This is a genomic window from Shinella sp. JR1-6, from assembly GCF_004284735.1.
GTDB lineage: Bacteria > Pseudomonadota > Alphaproteobacteria > Rhizobiales > Rhizobiaceae > Shinella.
In genome coordinates this window covers 167,593-189,306 of the sequence record NZ_SHMI01000005.1, presented here as the reverse complement: position 1 = coordinate 189,306, position 21,714 = coordinate 167,593, and the positions used below count along the sequence as shown (strand labels likewise).

Here is a 21,714-nt window from a genome sequence, read left to right as displayed (position 1 = left end):
CGCAACACGACGACACTCACTTTCGATTGCAAGCGTTAACGCGGGCAGCGGCTATCCGGCAGCCTTCTTCCTGGCATCCTTGATCGCCTGGTTGCGCTCGCGGATCAGAACGGCCCTGCCCTCCTTGTTCTCCTGCCGGGCCCGGCCGAAGGCGACCGCATCGTCGGGCACGTCCTCGGTGATGACGCTGCCGGATGCGATATAGGCGCCATCGCCGATCGAAACGGGGGCGACGAGCGACGTGTTGGAGCCGATGAAGGCGTGGCCGCCGATGCGGGTCAGGTGCTTGTTGATGCCATCATAGTTACACGTGATGGTGCCCGCGCCGATATTCGTCTTTTCGCCGATGATGGCGTCGCCGATATAGGTAAGATGGTTGACCTTGGCGCCCGCACCGATCTCCGCCTTCTTTACCTCGCAGAAATTGCCGACCTTGGAATGCGGGCCGAGATTGGCGCCCGGCCGCAGGCGGGCATAGGGGCCGATCTCCGCATCCTCGGCGATATGCGCCCCCTCGATATGCGAAAAGGAATGGATGAGCGCGCCGCTTTCCACGGTGACACCGGGGCCGAAGAAGACGTTCGGCTCGATGGTCACGTCAGGCGCGATCTTCGTATCATAGGCAAGGAACACGGTCTCCGGTGCAATCATCGAGACGCCGTCCAGCATCATCCGGTGGCGGCGGCGCTGCTGCCAGAGCCGCTCGATGACCGCAAGTTCGGCGCGTGTGTTGCAGCCGGTCAGCTCCTCCTCCGGAGCCTCGACGGCAATGGCCCGGCCGCCGGCTCCGCGCACCACCTCGACGATGTCGGTGAGATAATACTCACCCTTGGCATTGGCGTTGCCGATCCGGCCGATGAGATCGAGCGCCTTGCGCCCGTCGATCGCCATCAGGCCGCCATTGCAATAGGTGATCGCGCGTTCGGCCTCGCTTGCATCTTTCTGTTCACGGATCGCCAGCAATTCGCCGTTCTCCACGATCAGCCGGCCGTAACCGGTCGGGTCCGCCGTCTCGAAACCGATGACGACGACATCCGCACCTCCGGCAAGGCCCGCGCGGGCGGCCGTTAGCGGCGCATCGGTGACGAGCGGCGTGTCGCCGAAGATGACGAGCACGTCGTCATAGCCCCGGGCGATGGCGTCGCGCGCGGCCAGCACGGCATGGGCGGTGCCCAGCCGCTCGGTCTGGATGTGCACGGAGCTGGTGACCGCCGGGTTCGCCGCCGCCGCCTCCACCTTGTCCGCATCGCGGCCAAGCACCAGTGCGACATCGGAAATGCCGGCGCCGACCAGTGCATCGACCACATGGGCGATCATCGGCCGGCCGGCGACGGGATGCAGCACCTTCGAACGGGAGGATTTCATCCGCGTGCTTTCGCCGGCAGCCAGAATGACGGCCAGGCAGGTGCGCTTCGTTGCAGTCATGGGAATCCTCGTTCACCCGAAATCGACGCCGTTCCTTAGCAAAAACGGAACGGAGGAGACAAAGGGATATTTCTCGGGCGGTCCGCGCAAGCCGCCCGGTCCTTCTATTGGCTTAGCCCTGGACCGCGGGCGCCTCAGCTCGCGCTGCTGCTGCGCAGGCGGCTCTCCGTCAGAAGCCCGCTCTCGTCGAGGATAGGATAGGCGACCGAGACGAGATGGGCGTTGACGCGCTTCAAGTCGCGCAGCATGTCGAGATGCAGCGAGCTCGTCTGGAGGCTGTCGAGCCGGCCGTCGCGAAGGCGTGCCAGATGACGTTCCGAGGACTGCTTCTCCATCCGTCGCACATCCACCTTCACCTCGACCAGCTGACGGGCAAGCCCGGCGTCCCGCGTGACGAAGATCGTCTGGGCGATGCGCAGGTTCTCGATCGTCAGGTTGAAGAGGTTGGCCAGTTCCTTGTAGCCGTCGTCGGAAAATTTCAGGCCATTGGCGATCTTCTTGCGCACCTGCTCCTGCAGGCCCTTCTCGATGATGTCGCCGACATGTTCGAGATTGATCGCATAGTCGATGATGACGATGGAACGCGCGGCGCTCTCGCCGGTGATGCCCTGACGGCCAAGGCGCGACAGGTAGATCTTCACCTCCTGCTGCAAGGCGTCGACCTGCCGTTCCAGTTCGCCGACATCCTTCAGCGGCGCCAGATTGTTGTCGTTGAAGGCCCGCATGGTGCGGATCAGCATCGATTCGATGATGTCCCCGACGCGCAACACCTCGCGTGTCGCGCCAGACAGCGCGACAACCGGGTTGGAGAGCGCGGAATCGTCGAGATATTTCGGCCCCGTCTCCGGCTGCTTTTCTTCCGGAACGAGCCTTTCCATCAGCTTTGAGAGCGGCCCCGACAGCGGCCAGAGGATCAGCGCGACCACGAGGTTGAACGCCAGATGCACATCGACGGGAAGTTTTGCGGCGGGGAGCGGCAGCAGCGCCAGAAGCTCGGCGACCTGCCCGGCAAAAGGTAGCACCGCAAGGCAGCCGACCCCGCGCACGATGAGATTGCCGAGCGTGACGCGCCGGGCCGAAGCCGCCGCCTTCATGGTGGCGATGACCGGCGGCACGGCGCCGCCGAGATTTGCGCCAAGCACGAGGATGACCGTCAGCGCCGGCGACAGGATGCCCATCGCCGTCAGCGAGATGATAAGCACGACGACCGCGAGGCTGGAGGACGAAATGATGGCGAGAACCGTCGAGAAGGCAAGCGCGACGGGCCAGGCCCCGTCGAGCAGCGTCAGGAAGGCGCCGAGCGCGGGCGACTGGCGCATCGGCTCGGTCGCAAGGCTGAGCAGGTGCAGCGACAGGAGCATGAGGCCAATGCCGACCAGAGCAGAGCCGAGACCCTGCCGGGCAGTGGAGCTGCTCGACTTGTAGAAGACAATGCCGATGAGGATAACCAGCGGGGAAACCGATTCGATGCCCGTCGCCACCAGCCAGGCCGTGACGGCCGTGCCGACATTGGCGCCGAGCAGCACGATCTGCGCCATGCGCGCCCTGACGAGGTTGCGCTCGACGAAAGAGGCGATCATCAGCGCCGTCGCCGTCGAACTCTGCAGCGCGACGGTGGCGACGAAACCGGCGAAGAAGGAGCGGAACGGCCCGCGCGTGCCGAGCGCCAGGCCGGAACGCAGGCGGACGCCGAAAGCGCGGGTCATGCCGTCCTTCACCTGTGCGAGGCCGAACAGCAGCAGCGCGACCGCGCCAAAAAGATTGATCATGACAATCGTGGATTCCACGGTTTTGCCCCCTTCCTCCCGGTGAAAACAGGACTCACCGGCCTGATCGCGCATCCGAACACGAAGTTTCGCATCGTGATAGGCCATTTTGGCGGTATTCCGTCAATAATTTCAAAAAACTTTTGTTTGCCGGCAAAATAAATCGACACCGCCTGACACATTTGCGTCAGGCCCTGTTTTCCCGAGCATTGCGTAACCCGGGCGGACTTCAATTCCCGCGAACTTTCCGTTAAGAGACGATTTCCGGCCGCACGGCCGCTGAGATTGAGGAAATTTAGACGATGCTCGAAGCCCTGAGACGCGCCTCCCAGACCTGGGTGGCAAAAGCCCTGCTGATCGTTCTGGTCGGTTCCTTCGCTGTCTGGGGCGTTTCGAGCTCTCTCGTGACCGGCACGGCCAATTCCGTGGTCACAGTCGGCGATGTCAGCGTTTCGCCGACAGACTTTCGTCTTGCCTATGAGCGCCAGGTCGCGACCATGTCGCAGCGCTTCGGCATGCGGCTGAATGCCGAGCAGGCCCGTGCCTTCGGCATCGAGAATCAGGTTTTCGCCGAGCTCGTCGCCGGCGCTGCGCTCGACCAGCTTTCGCGCGACATGAATCTCGGCCTTTCCGAAGGCCGCCTCGCCCAGCTGATCGCCGATGACCCGGCCTTCCGCGGCGTCAACGGCCAGTTCGATCGCATGGCCTTCTCCTCCGTCCTGCGCAATGCCGGCCTCCGGGAGAACGACTACATCAACAACCGCAGCCAGGTGGCGATCCGCGCCCAGGTCGTCGAGGCCGTTTCCGACGGCTACAAGGCGCCCGACGTGCTGACCGCGGCCCTGCGCCAGTACCGCAGCGAAGCCCGCACCATCGACTATCTCATCCTGAGCAACGCCAATATCGACCCGGTCAAGGCACCGGGCGACGACGTGCTCGCCCCCTGGTTTGAAGAGAACAAGGCCAAGTACCGCGCGCCGGAATATCGCAAGGTCGTCTATGTCTCGCTCGAGCCGAAGGACATCGTCGACACGGCCGCGATTACCGACGAGGCACTTCAGGCCGACTATGAGAAGAACAAGGACAAGTACCGCACGCCGGCCACCCGCACGATCGAGCAGCTGACGTTCGCCGACCGCGCGAGCGCAGACGCGGCTGTCGCCAAGCTCGCATCCGGCACGACCTTCGACGCCATCGTCGCCGAGCAGGGCAAGACGGCCGCCGACGTGCTGCTCGGTGATTTCACCGAAGCGAACGTGCCGGACCAGAAGTTCGCCGCGCCCGCCTTCGCCGTCGCTGAAAACGGCGGCACGACCCCGGTCATCGACGGCACATTCGGCCCGATCATCCTGCGCGTGACGAACATCCGCCCCGAAAACACCAAGACCTTCGACGAGGTGAAGGAGGATCTGCGCAACGAGCTGGCGCTGAGCGAGGCCGCCGATGGCATTCTCGCCGTACACGACCGGCTGGAAGATGCGCGCGCCGAAGGCCTCAGCCTTGCCGAAGCCGCGGCCAAGAACAACCTGAAGGCCGTGACGATCGACGCCGTCGATGCGCAGGGCAACGACCAGAAGGGTGAAGAGATCACCGGCCTGCCCGAAAAGGCCGCCCTTCTCGGCGAGGTCTTCAAGACGGATGTCGGCACGGAAACGCAGCCGATCAATGTCGGCCGCGAGGGTTATGCCTGGTTCGAGGTGCTTGACGTGATCCCGGACCGCGACCGCACGCTGGACGAGGTGCGCGAGCGCGTGGTCGCCGACTGGACCGCCGAGCAGCAGCGCCAGACACTCGCCAAGAAGGCCGAAGAGCTGGCCGAGCGCGTGCGAAAGGGTGGCGACATCGCCGCCATTGCCGGCGAACTTGGCATGGCCGTCGAGAACAAGGCGGGCCTCAATCGCGGCGCCCAGGACCCGGTGCTGAGCCCGGTGGCCGTCGCTGCCGCCTTCGCAGGTCCGCTCGGCCACGTCGCCAATACGCCCGGTGTCGACGGTGAAGGCCAGATCCTCCTGAAGGTGACGGAAGTGAACGCCGAGACCGCCACCGATGCGCTCTCCGGCGACGAGCAGCAGATCGCCGCCGTCGCCCGTGCCAGCGGCGACGACATCCTCGACCAGATGGTGAGCGCCCTGCAGACGTCCTACGGCGTTTCGATCAACCGCACGCTCGCCGAACAGAGCATCGCGCGATAGGGAGACGGCAACCGCATGTCCGACCTGAAACCCTATATCGCCAAGGTTGCCGGGGGCGCGACGCTGGACCGCGAGGACGCCCGCGGCGCCTTCGAGATCATCATGTCCGGCGCCGCCACGCCCTCGCAGATCGGCGGCTTCCTGATGGCGCTGCGCGTGCGCGGTGAGACCGTCGACGAGATCTACGGCGCCGTCGGCTCGATGCGCGCCCGCATGCTGCCGGTCAATGTTCCCACCGATGCGGTGGACATCGTCGGCACGGGCGGCGACGGCGCCGGCACCTACAACATCTCGACGCTCGCGGCGATCATCGTCGCGGGCGCCGGCGTTCCGGTCGCAAAGCACGGCAACCGGGCGCTCAGCTCGAAGTCGGGCACGGCGGACGCCCTCTCCTGCCTCGGTGTAAAGCTGGACATCGGCCCTGCGGAGATCGCACGCTGCGTGCACGATGCCGGCCTCGGCTTCATGTTCGCGCAGCTGCACCATCCTGCCATGAAGCATGTCGGCCCGTCGCGCGTCGAACTCGGCACGCGCACGATCTTCAACCTGCTCGGCCCGCTTTCGAACCCCGGCAGCGTCAAACGCCAGCTGCTCGGCGTCTTCTCGCCGCACTGGTTGCTGCCGATCGCCGAAGTGATGCGCGATCTCGGCTCGGAGAGCATCTGGGTTGTGCATGGCGAAGGCCTCGACGAGATCACCACGACGGGCACGACGACGGTCGCCGCGCTCGAAGATGGCAAGATCCGCACCTTCGAACTGACGCCCGCCGATTTCGGCCTTCCCCAGGTCGCACTGGACGACTTGCGCGGTGGAGACGGCGCGCACAATGCCGCCGCCCTCCTGTCCGTGCTCGGCGGCGCACACATGCCTTACCGGGACATTTCGCTCGCCAATGCCGCGGCCTCGCTGGTCGTCGCCGGCAAGGCGGAAACACTCAGGGACGGCATGCGCCTCGCCACCGAAGCGCTGGAAAGCGGACGTGCGCGCACCGTTCTGGAACGCCTTGTCGCAGTTTCCAACGAAGGCCAGGCGGAGTAGGATTGTCCATGACCGATATCCTGAAGAAGATCGAAGCCTACAAGCTGGAGGAAATCGCCGCCGCCAAGGCGCGTGTTTCCCCTGCCGAGCTTCGCGCGCGCATCCGCGACCAGGAGCCGCCGCGGGGCTTCTTTGCGAGCCTCAAGGCGAAAAAGGCGGAAGGCCGCTTCGGCCTCATCGCCGAGATCAAGAAGGCAAGCCCCTCCAAGGGCCTCATCCGGCCGGATTTCGATCCGCCGGCGCTGGCGAAGGCCTATGAGGCCGGCGGAGCCGCCTGCCTTTCCGTTCTCACGGACACACCGAGCTTCCAGGGTGCGCCGGAATTCCTGACAGCGGCGCGGGCGGCCTGCGCCCTGCCGGCGCTGCGCAAGGACTTCATGTTCGACAGCTACCAGGTGCTGGAAGCCCGTGCCTGGGGTGCGGACTGCATCCTTCTCATCATGGCCTCGCTCAGCGACGACGATGCGAAGATGCTGGAAGACGCCGCCTTCGCGCTCGGCATGGATGTGCTCATCGAGGTGCATGATGCGCCTGAAATGGAACGCGCGCTGAAGCTCAAGTCCAAGCTCGTCGGCATCAACAACCGCAATCTGCGCACGTTCGACGTGGATCTTGCCGTTTCCGAAAAGCTCGCAGGCATGGTGCCGGATGACCGCCTGCTCGTTGGCGAGAGCGGCATCTTCACCCATGCGGATTGCGAACGCCTCGGCAAGGTCGGCATCTCCACCTTCCTCGTCGGCGAAAGCCTGATGCGCAAGGATGACGTGGCGGCCGCCACTCGCGAGCTCCTTACCGGCTCGGCCGGCATGCTGGCAGCGGAATGATGGCGGTCTCGAAATGACGGGCGAGGCCCGCACGCTCACGCATATCGGCGCGTCCGGCGAAGCCAACATGGTGGATGTCGGCGGCAAGGCCGAGACGGTGCGCATCGCGGTTGCCGAAGGGTTCATCCGCATGGCGCCGGCAACGCTGGACCTCATCCTCAAGGGCGACGCCAAGAAGGGCGACGTGATCGGTACGGCGCGGCTTGCCGGCATCATGGCCGCCAAGCAGACCGCCAGCCTCATCCCGCTCTGCCATCCCCTGATGCTGAGCAAGGTCGCGGTCGACATCCGCGAGGACCGCAGCCTTCCGGGACTGCGGATCGAGGCAATGGCCAAGCTGACCGGCCGCACCGGCGTGGAGATGGAGGCGCTCACCGCCGTCAGCGTCGCCTGCCTCACCATCTACGACATGGCGAAAGCCGCAGACCGCGAGATGGAGATCGGCGGCATCCGCCTCGTCGAAAAATCCGGCGGACGCTCCGGCGACTACCGGCGCGGAGACGCAGGCTGATGTCGCTGCTGCCTGTCGAAGACGCCCTCCATCGCCTGCTTTCGGCCGCCCGGCCGACACAGCAGACAGAGCTGGTCCGGCTGCACGAGGCGGATGGCCGCGTGCTCGCCGAGGATGTCGCTGCCAAGTTGACGCAGCCGCCCTTCGACAATTCCGCGATGGACGGTTATGCCGTGCGCCACGCGGATATAGCCACGCTCGGCTCGATCCTGAGCGTTGCGGGCATGTCGTCCGCTGGCCACGCCTTCCAGGGCACCGCAGGCCCCGGCGAGGCCGTGCGTATCTTCACCGGCGCCCCGCTGCCGGCCTTCGCCGATACCGTGCTCCTGCAGGAAGATGCCGAGGTCCTGGAAGACGGTCGCATCCGCACCACCTTCCTCACACCGAAGGGCCGCCACATCCGCCCGCGCGGCCAGGATTTTTCCGAAGGCGAAATCGTCCTGAGGACCGGCGACGTGCTCGATGCCGGCCGCCTGACGGTCGCGGCAGCCATGAACCATGCGGCGGTGACCGTCTATGCACGCCCGCGCATCGCCGTGCTCGCCACCGGCGACGAGCTTGTGTCGCCGGGCACGCCCCCAGGCGCCAGCCAGATCATTGCATCCAACACCTACGGCGTCGCTGCGCTCGCCCGCGCGGCAGGCGCGGAGGTGATCGACCTCGGTATCGTCGGCGACGACAAGGACGCAATTCTGAACGCCGTGCGCCACGCACTGTCGCTCGGTATCGATGCGCTCGTCACACTCGGCGGCGCATCCGTCGGGGATTTCGACCTTGTGCAGCCCGTGCTCGGCGAAGCCGGCATGGACCTCGATTTCTGGCGCATCGCCATGCGCCCCGGCAAACCCCTGATGGTCGGCCGCCTCGGCGACGTGCACGTCGTGGGCCTGCCCGGCAACCCTGTTTCGAGTCTCGTCTGCTCGCACCTCTTCCTCGTTCCCCTCGTGCGCTGCCTCGCGCGCCTTCCAGCGGAAAACCGCGAACGTCCGGCCATTGCCGCCGTGCCGCTCAAGGAGAACGACCACCGGCAGGACTATGTTCGCGCACGCATTGCCCGCGACCCCGCCGGAGACCTGCTCGTCACGCCCCTCGACAAGCAGGATTCCTCCATGATGAAGGCCTTCGCCGCATCCGAGGCCCTTCTCGTCCGCGCACCCCACGCGCCGGCGGCCCCTGCAGGCGCGCCCTGTACAGTGCTTCTCCTGCGCGAACCATCCGCCTGAACAGTACTGTACCTGTTACAGCTAATCCGGAATACCAGCCTCTAGGCCGGAATTGATCTAGTAAAATGCAGTAAGTCCAGCCTTTATCCGATTTGTCTCAGGCGGCTTTCAGAAGTTGGGTCAAGCACTGTTTCGGACCTTCATCAGCTCGATAAACCGATAGACGGATGAGCGCGAGGGTATTCCGTCGCCGAATTTTGCTTTCGCGCGCTTGACCACTTCTGAGGTCGTTAACGTGACCGCGTTTTCAAGAATGAAATCCGCCAATGCAGGATTCCGCGCGATGGCGGAATGCGAAACTGCCCGATATGAACTGATTGCTTTCCGGTCTCGACCGATCTCGGCATAACGGCACAGCGCCTCGTATTCCTCGGCTGAGATTGTTACGGTTTCGCCGCTGAGTGCAAGGCGACCACAATCGCCACACCGCTCCATTGTAGTCATCTCGACCCCTTATGTTTCATGGCAGGACGGTCGCCAAAGTCCGCCCTGCCAATCTAACCGCTCGCCAGTACATCCGTGGTCAGGCGGTCGGATTGCTTTGATACCATCGTACGAGAGTTTCGACTTTATTGGGTGACGCCGGTTGCCGAGAAATTTTGAAGCATGAAATGGCTCACCAGTTCCTCCAATCGCGCACCCCAAGCACCGATAGCCGCTCGCTCTTCGGCTGTCAGATTCGGATTCCGCAGAAGCAGATTTATGACGGCCCTGTCATTTTGGGCGATCTCCTCAAGGAGCGCATCATAGGCAGCGATGACCTCGGAAACCGTCAACGCGTCATCGTCTTCCTTGGGTAGCTCGATGCAATCTGGCGGCAAGGCGTGCATAGAAAACTCCGTAGGGGCTATGGCCCCAAAAGCTCCGAAAGAAAAATCTCAGTGACGTGGATGACTTCCTGCTCATCATCGGCGGATAGCCCAAGATAGGGCCGAGCGGGGATGTTGACGCTGGAAGCAAAAACGAGTTGCCCCCCAGCCATAAACGCGAGCGCCGCCGCCGTGTTGGGCTTGATGGTCCCGCCAAGCTGATGAATGCGGGCATATACAAGGCCACTCCCGACAATGGCTGTGTCTGACGTGGTGAGATAGTCGATGGAATTGTACAACTGTCCGCTTCTTTCGAGCGTCCTGGTCCTACTAGCGTTCGGCTTCCATGGAGTTCCCTCAGGGGATTCCTTGTCTTGCGATATCCTCTTGCGTGTCCGCTCCTGGATCAGCCGTCCCACCCGCTCCATAAGCGGATAGGTCTCGATATCCGCGAGCGCTTCAATCCGAGTGAGCGCTTCATCCAGCCCAACCGAATGCACCTCAACAACGACGCCAGACATCCCGATACCTCAATGGCCATTCAGATGAAGCGCCCCGGCTGAACAACGGCAATTGTGCCGGGGCGCTACTGTCGCTGGCCCAAGGAGAAAGCCAGCAACCTTGTCGGTGGATGGCGGCCATGAGCCAAATCGCCATCCACCAGTTTGCTCCAGCCAACCGGTGCCGGAGTGCTCTGCGCGGCTGAGGACTTCCGCGCCTGCCTCTTAAACGCGCCCTAAATCGCGTTCTGAATGATGTAGCCGAGCGACTTGGCGCAGACGACTTCCTTGACCATCTCCCCGACACGCACCTGTTTGCCGCCCTTGATGCCGACGTTTGGTGCGGGAATAGAGCCGGCAATGCGTGTCTCCTGCTCGGCCGTGAAACCCCATGTCAGGATATTGTCCATGGTGGATTGCTTCCGGGGATCGACATAGTGGCACTGGATGGACTTGCCCCAGACGCGCGCCAGATTGACGGCCTGTCCCTTGGCGGCAATGTTCACCATCGACGCGCCGATCAGCAGGTTTTCCGGCGCGATCTCCAGCAGCTCGGCGAACTGCGCACGGCTGATCGCGCCATCCTCCGCAAGCCCACCCTTCACGGCCTTGATGAGCTTCGGGTGCCGTTTGGTCACTTCCCAGACCTCCATCCCCATCGAAACCGTATTCGCGCGATAGACGAGCGGCTTTGTCATGGCTGCATTCAAAACGCCGTAGGGATCGGAGTTCGCGAAGTCTGAGAACTTGTCGCCGCCGGTGAGAGCCAGCCGGCGCGCGGCGTCGTAGTTGTCGGGGTTCTGCACGAGCTTCGAGGCGCGCAGTTCGCGGCCAAGCATGACGAGACGCGTCAGGCTCTCGACGGCGGCGTTTTCGGGATCGTACGTGCTGGTTCTGGCTTTCCGCGCTGCCGCCGCCTCGTCAATGTCCGTAATCGGGATCACGTCATCAAGGCCGTAGTGGGAAATGGAGCCTTCCTCTTCCTTCGCCGTGAATTCGACCTGCGCCGGCTGACCTTTCCGGCCGACTTCCAGTTCCGGCACTGTGAACGCCTCTTCAATCGGATAGCTCAACCAGGCGAAGCGGCCGGACGTGACCGGCACGGCCGGAAGAACTTTCGCGTGGATCATTTCCGAGGGATCGTTGCGATAGGCGATGGCAATCGCCGTCATCGTTGCGTCTACGGGAAAGGGGCGGTTCATGGTCATGTTACGGCTCCGTTTTTGGCAGTCAGAAGGCGGCGCGGCCGGCGGACATTGCCGCAACCGTCGTGACCGCTTCCGAGATTGTAATTGCGCGACCAAGGGTCGCCTGTTCTGTCTGGTAGACCTGTGCCTTGCTGGCGAGCGCGCGGGCTTCCCGTTCCGTTTCGCCGGTCTGGTCGGGATCGAGCGCGGCGACCGGCAACGCGGGCCGATTGACCAGCGCCGCGCCGTCAAGGCCGATGATGCGACCGCCGTTCGCAAGACGCATGCTGGATGAAAGGAAGCGATATTCCCGCTCCCGGATCATAGCCGACGCACGCTCGGTCCATTCGATCTTGCCCCAGAGCGCGCCGTCGCGGTCTTCCATCGCGACGATCCAGCCAGCGGCCGGCGCAGCCTCACCCTTGAGAAGGTCTTGCCCATGCTCGTAATCGACCGCAAGTGGACCTTGGTTCGCGACGAAGGCCGCGACAACCTCGGCAGGGTTATACGTCCAGCGGCGATCATCGCGGGCCGTCAGATCGGGACCTTTCGGAAGGAGGTTCCCCCATATGACCAGCGCCACCATCAGAGTTCTTTCCGATTGGCGCGCCGCCGCTCAAGCGCACGCTCCTTGTCGCCATCGAGAATGGCGATGATGTTTTTCAAGTGCAGAATGGGCATTTCCATTTCATGCGCGATCTGCTCGACGGAATACCCTTCCGCGCGCAAATTCTTGATGCGCGTTCCCAAACGCTTGGCGCGCTGCCGGTAGACGCGCTGTCGGACGCGAAAGATGGTTCGTTCATGGAGGTTGAGCGCAATCGCGGTGTCATAGGCGGAGACGCCTTCGTCCATCAATCTGGCAACATCGGCGAGAGTGTTCTTGTGGTGATGATCAATCCCTTTCGGGATTTTTACGCGCGCGCCCGCGGATCGAACGCGATAGTACGAGCAGAGCTTTTCGGCTGCTTCCCAGCCCAGCGCGCGCACAACCCAATGCCCTTCCAGTGGTTCGGCCGGGACGTACATGGTGCGTCCGCCGAAAAGATCGCAAAAGTGGCGCGTCAGTTCAGGCCCAATAAGCTCTTCCAGAACCTCATAGGTGGTAAGCCCCTCGAAAAGCGAACTCTCCTTATCGTCCTTGATCTCAACCGTTGCCACAAAACCACCTCTTCACCGGGTTGATTGAAGAGATAGCGTGGCACTGACAGTGTCGGCGACACTGACAGTGTCAGTTGCATGGCTGTATAGGGACTCATAGGAGAGATTGCGCGGAGGGGCGGCACTCCCTCGCGGATCCGGACAACCGTCCCGGTGTACCTTGCTCGCGCCCGCGCAGAGTCGCATGAATGGTCACCCGGGGCAAGACGGGTCGAAAAAGGCCTGTGTTCTATCGGCTGGAAAAGCCGCTAGTCTTTATCAAGATCGTCACACAAAATCTGAAACAGACGATCAACCTCGCTGTAAGGCCGAATTCTGAGGGTCTGCTGCAAGCCGCGCGCTCGCTCAACCTCTTCCAGTATCGGTACACCACTGCAAGAGTAGGCGTGTTTTCCGCCCCGAACCGGCCACTGCATTCGGTTATGAGTGTCGCTGCGCTCTTCGTGTTGATGTTTTCCGCGAAGAATGCCGCAACCGTCGGCCGCTCGTCGATGAATGACGGCCTTGGCCGTTTATGTGTTTTCCGGAGCAGAGTGGCCGTCACATATTCCTCGTATTCGCGCAGCGGCACGACGGCATATTTGCGGTGGTCGATTGTCGCCACCCGTACCTCGACGTATTTGATTTTCTTACTCATGCGTTTTCCTTTGGATTGGCGCATAGGGAGCGCTTGAGTGGTGGCAGGCCAAGGTTGTTCGCCCAAAGCCGGGAATGCGCCCCACGGCCTTTAAACCAGCTTTAAATTTGATCCAGTTTGCGGGCGGCCATCGCCTTGAGCGCCGAAATGACTTTCGCCGCCCGTTTGTTGTCAACAAAGCGCAAGGAGGAAACCTTGTGCGACCGTTCCAGCCACTTGTTCAGTTCCACGTCACCATTATCCGGTTTGCCGGTGAATTTCCCCCAGAGTGACCGGATAAGATCGACCTGCGCAGGCGTTGCCATCGTCGGCCGATAGCCATAGGTCCGTTGCGTCCAGGTCGAGCGGAAGCCCATAGCGGTGAAATACTTGATGACAGCGGTGAAGCCGGGCTGAGTGAGATCGGCCGCGCTTTCGCACCTGCCGTACCGGGCGAGGATCGCCCGGTAGCTGTCGTCATCAAGGGAAAGCTGCTTCTTCGCGACGTGAAGAAGGGCTATCTGTTTTGGCGTGATAGGGGATGTGAAAGCGCTACTCTTCGCCATCGTCATTCTCCATATACGGGAGCCATGGAAGGTGAGGCATCATGCCCATCGCGTCGAAAATCGTCACTCGCCCGAAGGGCCTCAAGGGAAACCCATTCGAAATCATCCTCAAGCGTTCGTGCGAGATCGCTTATGGCATCCATTTGAGTATCAACATACGTATAGAAGGCAGAGAATACCGCTTGAAGCTCGTCAAGAGTATCCTCGCGAAGTGGTCTATCCATGCCGTATTGGTCATATACCTGCATCACACGGCACATTGCGCGGACATTTTGTTCGGTCTCGCATAATATACTGGCGAGCATCCGTTCTTCGTTGGTAAGCAGCGTGCGGAGCATGCTATGTTCGTTGATCTTGTGAAGCATGGTGTTTCTTTCTCTTGGACATAGCTCCGCACTACGCCGAACAGATGCACGGAGAACATTGGTTTCAGATGGTACGCGGGTGGGTGGAGGCGGCTGCTAGGCCGCTTCCGGTCTCAAAAGCCTCAAGTCCGCCTGATCAGGTTTTGCCTTCATGACGGTTTTGATGTGCTGTAAACGGATACCACCTGTGCCGGTGGTCAGCATTTTGGCCTCGCGCAACAACCGCCCAAGGTGGCGGGCAGTTGTGCGCATGCCGAAATTCCCTATCGCTTCGTAGGCGTCCATTCCTTCGACACCGTAGGCTGCGCCGATCACATCGCAGTCGCGTCGATCCAGTTTCGGAAGCTGAATTTTCATGCCAAGGCGCTCATCCACCTGCTTCCAGGCGGACTGGTCTACCTTCGATTTCGCGAGCCGGGAGCCGTTGCCGCTCATGATGAGCGCGAGGTCGCACGTCTCCTGAAGGTTCTGGAGTTCCCGCTGCGCCGTCGCTTCCAGCGTCTGGATTTCATCAACAATGAGCAAGCGGCGCGGGTTATGCTGCCGATCCCAATCAGTTCTGGCGAGCTTGCGGACAAGCACGTTGTAAAGATCGCGGGTGTACGTGCAGTCATGATAAATCTCGAAGGCGGCAAGAAGCATTCGATACATGTCCGGCACGGTCTTGTGAGCCTGCCCGGCAAGGCAGTAGACTCCGCCGAGTTCCTTCGCCAGATAATAGAGAGCAGTTGTTTTGCCATGACCGGGATCGCTTACAACTTGCACCGGCTCTCCGAAATTCATGGTGTAATCTAGCCCGTCGCGAATGCGCTTAACGGCGCTGATCTCCACGAAGTACTCCCTCGCCGGCACATATGGCTTAATGAGTTCCATCGTACTTCCTTTGATTGTGAGCGGCGGCGGCGCGAACAAGCAGCGACCGGGCCTCATCCATTTCCCGCTGTTTCTCTTCCAATTGCTGGCGGGTCTTTTTCGCAGAACGTACAGGAACGATGGCGTGGCTGCCGCCGCCGTCCAGATCGACCGAGATCACCCCGGCTGGCGCGTTTGGAACGATTTGCGCTGCCCCCTCGCCGATCTCGATCAACTTGCCGAGAACGTCGATTTCAGGCACGGAACGCTGCATCTTGCGGAGCGCCTGCTTACGGTTTTTATCGCGCGCCGCGCTGGTCTGTGCACCGCGAGGATCATCATAGAGGAATTCGCAATCCGGCGTGGCCCATCCGATGCGCTCGCCCTGGACGGTTTCCACCAGCAACTCATTGAAGCCGTGATAGGCAGGGACGCGGACGATGACAGTGGTTTCAAAGCACCTGTCGAGTTCCGGTCCGGTCCACAACCGCCCGCCGAGGCTGAAGGCGTGCTTTTCCAGCTTGCGGCGCTCCGGCTTGGCGAAGGCCATGTAGAACTGGCTGTCGTCTATCAGCGTGGAAGCCCATCCGGCCTTCACATGCCCCTCGAAAGCCTGCGACGGCGACTTGCCGGCAAGCGCGCCTCCCTGAGGCAATGCCTCGTAGGTCTTCAGAAGCTGGAAAACCAGTTTGCAGAATTCGTCAAAGCCGTTCTCGTATGGAGGCATCGGCTTGCCGAGTTCCCGGCGCTTCGGGTTCATGCGGTTGTCGTCGATCCAGCCGGGAATATGTCGAAAATATTGCTGGTTCATCTGGCGGAAGAAGCCTTCAACCACCTTAGCGGATGCGTTATAGGCCCTCGCCCGGATGACACGGTTACGATCCTCTGCCGTGTAAGGCGTGATGCTGCAATTCAGCTTCAAGGCGTCCTCAAGGTAGTCGGCAAAACGGTATTCGGAGCCATTGTCGCAATAGAGCTTCTACGGCATGCCGAAGGCCGGATGCTGGCACATACGCTTGAATGCCTCGATCACATCGACGTTGCGCACGCCGCCGCGCTCGTTGAGAAAGACGAGTTCCCCGAAAACACGGTTCGTCGCCACATCGTGGAAGGCCAGAAACTTAGGGCTCGCGACCGTGCCGTTATTCCGGCGCACCATCACATTGATATGGTGCACGTCCATCACCACAATCTCCATGGGCTGGCGACCAGCTATCGTGCGACGGATGCGTGGCTTGTTGTCCTCGCTGGCTTTCCGGTCGAAGTTATGCCGATAGACGGCCTTAAACCGGGCTTCGGCCGACACGATGCTGTCGGGGATATTAAACAGCTTCGTGGCCTCGGTCTCATCGGTGACGACATAACCATATGCAGCGGTGAGGCGGCGCAGCTCGGCAGAAGCCATGAACCGGATCAGCTTGCGCGTGGTGCCTTTGACGATCAGCCCGCGAATGAACTGGACGATATCCTCGGCAATGGTTTCCTTGGCGATATCGTCAAAGGGAACCGTCTGCATCCACGCCCGGTTGATTAGGGCTTTCTTTTCGCCCTTGTCGCTCCGGACTTTCTGCGCAAGGCCCTGAAATCCCTCTGTTTCGAAAATCTTGATCCACTCATATAGGGTGGATTGGGTGAGCTTGCGTTTATGGCCGGTCCAGTCGAGCCGATAGGTACCGTGCAGCTTCTCGATTTCGGCCTTGCGTTCCGGGCTCCGGTACGGATGCTCCAGCGCCGGCGCGATGATGTCGTGTTTCCACGCGCGTTCCAGCCGAGCCATATCGTCACCGAGGCGGAAGCTTAAAACCGCTTTATCGGCTATTTGAAGGGTCTTTAAATGCTCTTGAAGATGGGGCGGAAGGCTGGAAACCCGTACCTGATACTGGATGCCGGAGCGACCGCCACGGCCGTGGAAGGTGCGGACTTCAAGGGCGTCGCCCCGCCATACCTGACCGCTTCTTGCCAATGAAAGTGCGCGGCGCGCTTTACGAAATGATATTCCTGCCACTTGGGCAAAGTCGTCTGCCGTAAGCCAGTTCGACATTTAGGCCGCCCGTCGTTCGATAGCTTTCAAGATCGTCTCCACGAGACGTTTGGCGTTCTCGCTACAAATGTCGCCGCTTAGTGACTGTTCAGCGGTCCTGCGAACAACGCCATTGGCTTTGCACCATGCATTGAAGGAGGAACCTTGAAGGATGAACTCTACGCGAACGTAGACCAGAAGCTCCTTCGAAGGAGTTTTGGATTTGGCTTTCATTTCAAGGCACACCTTGATAAAACTGCATTATGCAGACCGCATGTCCGCACAATGCAGATGTCATGCGGCTCCGTCCGCATTTTGTAGACGAGGGTGCCTGTGAGCGATGCGACAACGTTAAATGTGCCAGAGATTTTGGATCGGATGAAAGCGGCGTGTGGCATAAACACGGATGCCAATCTCGCTACTCATCTTGGAGTTTCAAACAAAACAGTTTCCTCATGGCGATCCAGAAATTCCTTGCCAATCGAGGCAGTCCTCCAGCTAACTGTAGAGACTGGCCGCAAGATCGATTTCTTTCTCTTCGGTGAAGATCGCACGCCTCTGTCGGGCGAAGATTTTGTTCAGCTTTTTAAGTTTGAAGATTTAACAATCAGAGATTTTGAGATCGCCGGAGAGGCCATAATCGCTGAATTGCTCGGTCAATTTGCGGCCGAGGAATTGGCGTTCATGAGCGAGAGCGAGGTAACCGAGGCTGGGAAAAGCTTAGGGGCGGCAATTCTGCGTACCCTTGCATTGGTTCGACATGAGCGGCGGTCGCTTCTTGACAGTGGTAAGATGGATGAAGCCGCATTCGATGAGTATGGTCGAAAGAGTTTCCGCAGTGATTTACCTCATTTCATAAGAGCAATTGAAAACCGGACGGAGCGCCGCAAAAAGCAGGGTCCGCAATAGGGTCCGCAATCCCACGTGGGGTGATCGGCCATGAAGGTTAAGGGCCGCAATAATCGTTGTATTTTCAATTAGTTATTATATCCGCTGGAATGGCCGTGTTTGGGGTTACCAATTGGCGCATTGGGAACCCCCACTTTCGCGGCAAAAGCCCTTTAAAAACAAGGCAGCGCCTGTTTTTGAATTCCAGATTATCTATGCGCGCTATTCCGGATTAGCTCGCGCGCCTCCACCAGTACTATTATTGTTTCAGCAGCCCCTTGCAGAACACATATGGAACAGATAGTGTCTGTTCTGGATTTGTTTCACTCGATTCTCGGTGGAGGAGCCATGCTCACGCGGAAACAACAGGAACTTCTCCTGTTCATTCATGAACGGATGAAGGAGTCCGGTATTCCTCCCTCCTTCGACGAGATGAAGGACGCGCTGGATCTCGCGTCGAAATCGGGCATCCACCGCCTCATCACGGCGCTGGAGGAACGCGGCTTCATCCGGCGCCTGCCGAACCGGGCCCGCGCGCTCGAGGTGATAAAGCTTCCCGAAGCCTATGCCCAGAGCCTGCAGCCGCGCCGCGGCTTTTCACCTGCCGTCATCGAGGGCAGTCGCGGCAAGCAGCCCCCCGCTCCCGTCGCCGCCCCGCCGCGGCGCACGCCCGTGGCCGAGGTTTCCTCATCCGTCTCCGTTCCTGTCATGGGCCGCATCGCTGCCGGCGTGCCGATCTCCGCCATCCAGAACAACACCCATGACATCACCGTTCCAGCCGAGATGATCGGCAACGGCGATCACTATGCGCTGGAGGTCAAGGGCGATTCGATGATCGAGGCCGGCATTCTCGATGGCGACACGGTGATCATCCGCACGGCGAGCAGCGCCAATCCCGGCGAAATCATCGTGGCGCTTGTCGACGACGAGGAAGCCACGCTGAAGCGCTTCCGCCGCAAGGGCGCGTCGATCGCGCTCGAAGCGGCAAACCCCGCCTACGAGACCCGCATCTTCGGGCCGGACCGGGTAAAAATCCAGGGCAAGCTGGTTGGCCTCATTCGCCGCTATCACTGATCGCCCTGCGGATCGAAACTGCCTGTGCGCCAGTCGTAGCTGCGGTGGCGGGCCCAGGGCCGGTCGAGACTTTCCACGGCTGGTGTGACCTGCGCAGCTGAAAAGATGTTGGATAGGCCTTCGGCGTCCGGGTGGATTTCGAGGGCGCCGGTTCGCCTCAGGTGACGCGCCGTCACCAGGCGCGCACCCGAGCGGCAAGCCTCGAGCCGCAGGGCCAGGGACACGACGACGAGGTCGGCAGCGTCGCAGGCCGTGCCCAGGAAGGCGACGTCGTCGAGGGTCACGATCCGCCAGCCGCTTGGCGAGACGGCGGCACAGAAGGCCTTTGCCTCGCAGACGAAGCCATTGCCGGCCCGGGCCTCCGCGAGCGCGGACGCCATGGCGTCCCTCGCCTTCTGCCGGTCGGCCGTGCGCCGGGGCTTGTTTCGGCTTTCTGCAGCACCCGTGGTGCTGACGGCTTCTTCAAGGGTCAAGCCGGCGCTTCTGCGGATCTCCGGTTTTACAAGTTCGCCGAGCCGAAGGGCGCGCCGCCACTGCGAATAGATGAAGTCTGGCGGTCTTGCCCGGTTTGTGGCGACGGTTTCGCCGCGAAGGATGGCAACGAGGCGGCCATCCTCGGACACCAGCGCTTCCGGCGTGGCACCTCCAGCCGGAAAGCAGGCGATGGCGAGGCCGATCCCGACAAGCAGCGTTCCCGCATGGCGCAGCCGCGTGCGCAGGATGCAGACAAGCCCGCCACCAAGGCCGATCAGCAGGAACGCAATCGAGGGAATGCGGCCGGTGACGATCTCGCCCTTCCAGCTCGCAACCCATGTCGACAGCGCGATCATCCACTCGATGCCCTTGCCCATGATCGCGAAGGGCACGCCATCGAGGCCGAAAGGCATGAGCAGTACGGCGATGAGGCCGAAGGGCATGACGATCGCGCTGATGACAGGCATGGCGAGCAAGTTGCCGGCAAGTCCATAGGCCGGGATGCGATGGAAATGGCCGATGGAATAGATCAGGGTCGAGAACCCGCCGATCAGCGAGGACAGGAGCAGCCCGCCGAAGAAGCGCCCCAGCGCACCACCGAACAGTTTCAGGCGCCCTCCCTCGCCCTCGCGGCGGACAGGACGTTCCCGCCAGGCCGCATAGCCGGCGACGAGCCCGAGCGTTGCGGCATAGGACATCTGGAAGCCCGGATTGGTGACGGCCGACGGTGTCACGGCAAGGATGACGATGGCCGAGAGTGCCACGTTGCGCAGGCTGATCGCCGCACGGCCGAACAGCACCGCCACCAGCATGATGCAGATCATGATCCACGAGCGCACGGCGGAGATCGCACCGCCCGAAACGAGGATATAGAGCGTCACCATGACGAGCGCGCCGGCGGCGGCAATCTTCTTGGCGGGATAGCGTTCGGAAAAGCCCGGGATCAGTGCCATCAGAACGCGGGCGCCGACGAGGAAAGTGCCAGCGGCGAGCACCATGTTGAGCCCGGAAATGGCCAGCACATGGGCAAGCCCCGCCTCTCGCAATGCCTCCACCGTTTCCGGGCTGATCGCCCGCTGCTCCGCCGTCACCAGGGCCGCGGCGATCGCGCCGGCATCGCCGCCAATCCGCCCGCGGATATGCTCGGTGAGGTTGTTGCGCCAGGTCGCGACCGTCTGTCGAATCCGACCCTCGACGCCCGGCTCGGCCACTGCAACCGCACGCGGGGCCTGATAGAAGTAGCCGACCGCGCCGGTGCCGGCGAAATAGGCGTCGAAGGCGAAGTCGTTGAGGCCGGAAAGCGCCGGGCCAGAGGGCGGCCCGAGCCGTGCCCGTCCGGTTATCCCACCGCCGATCGGGATCGGCGCATGCCGACTGCGGGCGAGGAGCGTCACCACGCCGGGCGGGCGTTTGAGCACCGGGTCGCGTGTCGTATCGAGCGCGATGCGGTAGCGGATCGCACCCCGTTCGTCACTCTCGCGCGCCAGCACCCGCCCGCTGACATCGGTGGTAACGGGCGCATCAAGCACGACCGTATCGAGCCGCGCGCTTTCGAGCGCCGCCAGCAGCATGCCGACCGGAACGAAGAGTATCGCCCCGGCGGCGAGCGCAGTCCAATCCTCCCGATGTCTGAAGCGCCAGGCGGGCCAGAACGCGAAGGCAGCGAAAAGCAGCAGTGCTGGAAGCGATGGATCAGTAACGGCGGAAAACCACAGGGCCGCTCCAGCACCAAGGAAGACCGGCACGAACAGGAAGAAATGGCCATGTGCCCGTTCCTGCGCGAAGGCGGCGCGCCACGTCTGCGGCGTCTCGGAAGCACTCCTCAAGCGCCCCGCCGCTGTCAGAAGCACCACGACCCTGCCCCTGCGGGCCGGCGGATCGCGTGCCGGGACCGGCAGAGGAGCATCGTCAGGCGCCGCCCGCCAGGCATGCGCCTCGGGCACCTCCCGCCGTTCTGCGACCTTGCCCTTCTCCATGATCCCGGCCCCACCCGTTCACACCGCCATTGTGCAACCGAATGATGGAAACTTCAATCAGCAGTGGCCGTCACAAGTGCTAAGCAAGACAGAAAGGATGCCACCTCCGCATTTCGCGAAACACGCGTAAAAGTTGCTTGAAACTTGCTGGAAAGGGTAGATATTGCGTTGCCGGAAAGCCTATTTTCGCAATGCACAATTTGCCTTTCGTCTCGCTTGGCAGGCAGGTGCAAATGGGCTAGCAAAA

General features: G+C 61.8%; 22 protein-coding genes. 7 read left to right on the top strand and 15 right to left on the bottom strand.

The annotated features are described in order from the left end of the window. Positions 1-51: 51 nt before the first annotated feature. Entirely contained in the window at positions 52-1,425 is a 1,374-nt protein-coding gene (glmU, locus tag EXZ48_RS10835; protein WP_050744006.1) for a bifunctional UDP-N-acetylglucosamine diphosphorylase/glucosamine-1-phosphate N-acetyltransferase GlmU, read from the bottom strand. 134 nt (positions 1,426-1,559) lie between these two features. Beyond that, positions 1,560-3,212 carry a Na/Pi cotransporter family protein gene (locus EXZ48_RS10830; RefSeq protein WP_130515894.1) on the bottom strand — a complete coding sequence of 551 codons (1,653 nt, stop codon included), beginning with the start codon at positions 3,210-3,212 and terminating at the stop codon, positions 1,560-1,562. Between the two features lie 281 nt (positions 3,213-3,493). Between EXZ48_RS10830 and EXZ48_RS10825 the strand changes: the two genes are divergently transcribed. From EXZ48_RS10825 to glp, 5 genes are read left to right on the top strand one after another with little or no spacing between them, the layout of a single operon-like run. Continuing rightward, positions 3,494-5,383 carry a peptidylprolyl isomerase gene (locus tag EXZ48_RS10825; protein WP_130515892.1) on the top strand — a complete coding sequence of 630 codons (1,890 nt, stop codon included), beginning with the start codon at positions 3,494-3,496 and terminating at the stop codon, positions 5,381-5,383. Between the two features lie 15 nt (positions 5,384-5,398). Continuing rightward, positions 5,399-6,421: an anthranilate phosphoribosyltransferase gene (trpD, locus tag EXZ48_RS10820; RefSeq protein WP_130515890.1), complete on the top strand. Its 1,023-nt coding sequence runs from the start codon at positions 5,399-5,401 to the stop codon at positions 6,419-6,421. Positions 6,422-6,429: 8 nt separating this feature from the next. Continuing rightward, a complete protein-coding gene (gene trpC / locus EXZ48_RS10815; RefSeq protein WP_130515888.1) occupies positions 6,430-7,245 on the top strand; it encodes an indole-3-glycerol phosphate synthase TrpC in 816 nt (271 codons plus the stop codon). Positions 7,246-7,258: 13 nt separating this feature from the next. Continuing rightward, complete coding sequence (gene moaC / locus EXZ48_RS10810; RefSeq protein ID WP_023512641.1) at positions 7,259-7,756, top strand: cyclic pyranopterin monophosphate synthase MoaC; 498 nt, start codon at positions 7,259-7,261, stop codon at positions 7,754-7,756. After that, positions 7,756-8,979, top strand: a complete 1,224-nt coding sequence (glp, locus tag EXZ48_RS10805) for a gephyrin-like molybdotransferase Glp (protein WP_130515886.1) — start codon at positions 7,756-7,758, stop codon at positions 8,977-8,979. Before moaC ends, glp begins: the two co-directional genes overlap by 1 nt. 120 nt (positions 8,980-9,099) lie before the next feature. On the opposite strand, the gene EXZ48_RS10800 is transcribed toward glp, so the two are convergent. From EXZ48_RS10800 to EXZ48_RS10745, 12 genes are all read right to left on the bottom strand, one after another. Continuing rightward, complete coding sequence (locus EXZ48_RS10800; protein ID WP_130515884.1) at positions 9,100-9,423, bottom strand: hypothetical protein; 324 nt, start codon at positions 9,421-9,423, stop codon at positions 9,100-9,102. A 125-nt stretch (positions 9,424-9,548) separates the two neighbouring features. Further along, positions 9,549-9,809, bottom strand: coding sequence for a hypothetical protein (locus tag EXZ48_RS10795; RefSeq protein WP_130515882.1), 261 nt, complete (start codon positions 9,807-9,809; stop codon positions 9,549-9,551). Positions 9,810-9,826: 17 nt separating this feature from the next. Beyond that, the gene (locus EXZ48_RS10790) at positions 9,827-10,309 is read right to left on the bottom strand and encodes a phage virion morphogenesis protein (protein WP_130515880.1); all 483 of its coding nucleotides are present in this window, start codon (positions 10,307-10,309) and stop codon (positions 9,827-9,829) included. Positions 10,310-10,524: 215 nt separating this feature from the next. Beyond that, the gene (locus EXZ48_RS10785) at positions 10,525-11,496 is read right to left on the bottom strand and encodes a capsid protein (protein ID WP_245461997.1); all 972 of its coding nucleotides are present in this window, start codon (positions 11,494-11,496) and stop codon (positions 10,525-10,527) included. A gap of 22 nt (positions 11,497-11,518) precedes the next feature. After that, a complete protein-coding gene (locus EXZ48_RS10780) occupies positions 11,519-12,061 on the bottom strand; it encodes a phage protease (RefSeq protein ID WP_130515878.1) in 543 nt (180 codons plus the stop codon). Continuing rightward, the gene (locus EXZ48_RS10775) at positions 12,061-12,636 is read right to left on the bottom strand and encodes a hypothetical protein (protein WP_130515876.1); all 576 of its coding nucleotides are present in this window, start codon (positions 12,634-12,636) and stop codon (positions 12,061-12,063) included. The genes EXZ48_RS10780 and EXZ48_RS10775 overlap by 1 nt, the downstream gene beginning before the upstream one ends. A 229-nt stretch (positions 12,637-12,865) precedes the next feature. Next, entirely contained in the window at positions 12,866-13,273 is a 408-nt protein-coding gene (locus tag EXZ48_RS10770) for a hypothetical protein (RefSeq protein ID WP_130515874.1), read from the bottom strand. A gap of 101 nt (positions 13,274-13,374) precedes the next feature. After that, the gene (locus EXZ48_RS10765) at positions 13,375-13,818 is read right to left on the bottom strand and encodes a regulatory protein GemA (protein ID WP_165909329.1); all 444 of its coding nucleotides are present in this window, start codon (positions 13,816-13,818) and stop codon (positions 13,375-13,377) included. Positions 13,819-13,820: 2 nt separating this feature from the next. Continuing rightward, positions 13,821-14,183, bottom strand: a complete 363-nt coding sequence (locus tag EXZ48_RS10760) for a hypothetical protein (protein ID WP_130515869.1) — start codon at positions 14,181-14,183, stop codon at positions 13,821-13,823. Positions 14,184-14,279: 96 nt separating this feature from the next. After that, on the bottom strand, positions 14,280-15,056 hold the full coding sequence (locus tag EXZ48_RS10755) for an AAA family ATPase (RefSeq protein ID WP_165909328.1): 777 nt from the start codon (positions 15,054-15,056) through the stop codon (positions 14,280-14,282). Continuing rightward, on the bottom strand, positions 15,043-15,957 hold the full coding sequence (locus EXZ48_RS10750) for a hypothetical protein (protein ID WP_130515864.1): 915 nt from the start codon (positions 15,955-15,957) through the stop codon (positions 15,043-15,045). Before EXZ48_RS10750 ends, EXZ48_RS10755 begins: the two co-directional genes overlap by 14 nt. 57 nt (positions 15,958-16,014) lie before the next feature. Further along, positions 16,015-17,076, bottom strand: a complete 1,062-nt coding sequence (locus EXZ48_RS10745) for a helix-turn-helix domain-containing protein (RefSeq protein ID WP_130515862.1) — start codon at positions 17,074-17,076, stop codon at positions 16,015-16,017. Between the two features lie 312 nt (positions 17,077-17,388). Between EXZ48_RS10745 and EXZ48_RS10740 the strand changes: the two genes are divergently transcribed. Both EXZ48_RS10740 and lexA read left to right on the top strand, forming a co-directional pair. Beyond that, positions 17,389-17,964, top strand: a complete 576-nt coding sequence (locus tag EXZ48_RS10740; RefSeq protein ID WP_130515860.1) for a helix-turn-helix domain-containing protein — start codon at positions 17,389-17,391, stop codon at positions 17,962-17,964. Between the two features lie 327 nt (positions 17,965-18,291). Next, complete coding sequence (lexA, locus tag EXZ48_RS10735) at positions 18,292-19,017, top strand: transcriptional repressor LexA (protein WP_130515858.1); 726 nt, start codon at positions 18,292-18,294, stop codon at positions 19,015-19,017. Here the strand turns inward: lexA and EXZ48_RS10730 are convergent. After that, the gene (locus tag EXZ48_RS10730; RefSeq protein ID WP_130515857.1) at positions 19,011-21,467 is read right to left on the bottom strand and encodes a ComEC/Rec2 family competence protein; all 2,457 of its coding nucleotides are present in this window, start codon (positions 21,465-21,467) and stop codon (positions 19,011-19,013) included. The genes lexA and EXZ48_RS10730 overlap by 7 nt on opposite strands. Positions 21,468-21,714: the final 247 nt, after the last annotated feature.

What these genes read in the sequence shown, in the direction of transcription:
- glmU (WP_050744006.1), bottom strand. Translation starts at nt 1,425, where the DNA reads ATGACTGCAACGAAGCGCACCTGCCTGGCCGTCATTCTGGCTGCCGGC.
- EXZ48_RS10825 (WP_130515892.1), top strand. Translation starts at nt 3,494, where the DNA reads ATGCTCGAAGCCCTGAGACGCGCCTCCCAGACCTGGGTGGCAAAAGCC.
- trpD (WP_130515890.1), top strand. Translation starts at nt 5,399, where the DNA reads ATGTCCGACCTGAAACCCTATATCGCCAAGGTTGCCGGGGGCGCGACG.
- trpC (WP_130515888.1), top strand. Translation starts at nt 6,430, where the DNA reads ATGACCGATATCCTGAAGAAGATCGAAGCCTACAAGCTGGAGGAAATC.
- moaC (WP_023512641.1), top strand. Translation starts at nt 7,259, where the DNA reads ATGACGGGCGAGGCCCGCACGCTCACGCATATCGGCGCGTCCGGCGAA.
- glp (WP_130515886.1), top strand. Translation starts at nt 7,756, where the DNA reads ATGTCGCTGCTGCCTGTCGAAGACGCCCTCCATCGCCTGCTTTCGGCC.
- EXZ48_RS10800 (WP_130515884.1), bottom strand. Translation starts at nt 9,423, where the DNA reads ATGACTACAATGGAGCGGTGTGGCGATTGTGGTCGCCTTGCACTCAGC.
- EXZ48_RS10795 (WP_130515882.1), bottom strand. Translation starts at nt 9,809, where the DNA reads ATGCACGCCTTGCCGCCAGATTGCATCGAGCTACCCAAGGAAGACGAT.
- EXZ48_RS10790 (WP_130515880.1), bottom strand. Translation starts at nt 10,309, where the DNA reads ATGTCTGGCGTCGTTGTTGAGGTGCATTCGGTTGGGCTGGATGAAGCG.
- EXZ48_RS10785 (WP_245461997.1), bottom strand. Translation starts at nt 11,496, where the DNA reads ATGACCATGAACCGCCCCTTTCCCGTAGACGCAACGATGACGGCGATT.
- EXZ48_RS10780 (WP_130515878.1), bottom strand. Translation starts at nt 12,061, where the DNA reads ATGGTGGCGCTGGTCATATGGGGGAACCTCCTTCCGAAAGGTCCCGAT.
- EXZ48_RS10770 (WP_130515874.1), bottom strand. Translation starts at nt 13,273, where the DNA reads ATGAGTAAGAAAATCAAATACGTCGAGGTACGGGTGGCGACAATCGAC.
- EXZ48_RS10765 (WP_165909329.1), bottom strand. Translation starts at nt 13,818, where the DNA reads ATGGCGAAGAGTAGCGCTTTCACATCCCCTATCACGCCAAAACAGATA.
- EXZ48_RS10760 (WP_130515869.1), bottom strand. Translation starts at nt 14,183, where the DNA reads ATGCTTCACAAGATCAACGAACATAGCATGCTCCGCACGCTGCTTACC.
- EXZ48_RS10755 (WP_165909328.1), bottom strand. Translation starts at nt 15,056, where the DNA reads ATGGAACTCATTAAGCCATATGTGCCGGCGAGGGAGTACTTCGTGGAG.
- EXZ48_RS10745 (WP_130515862.1), bottom strand. Translation starts at nt 17,076, where the DNA reads ATGTCGAACTGGCTTACGGCAGACGACTTTGCCCAAGTGGCAGGAATA.
- lexA (WP_130515858.1), top strand. Translation starts at nt 18,292, where the DNA reads ATGCTCACGCGGAAACAACAGGAACTTCTCCTGTTCATTCATGAACGG.
- EXZ48_RS10730 (WP_130515857.1), bottom strand. Translation starts at nt 21,467, where the DNA reads ATGGAGAAGGGCAAGGTCGCAGAACGGCGGGAGGTGCCCGAGGCGCAT.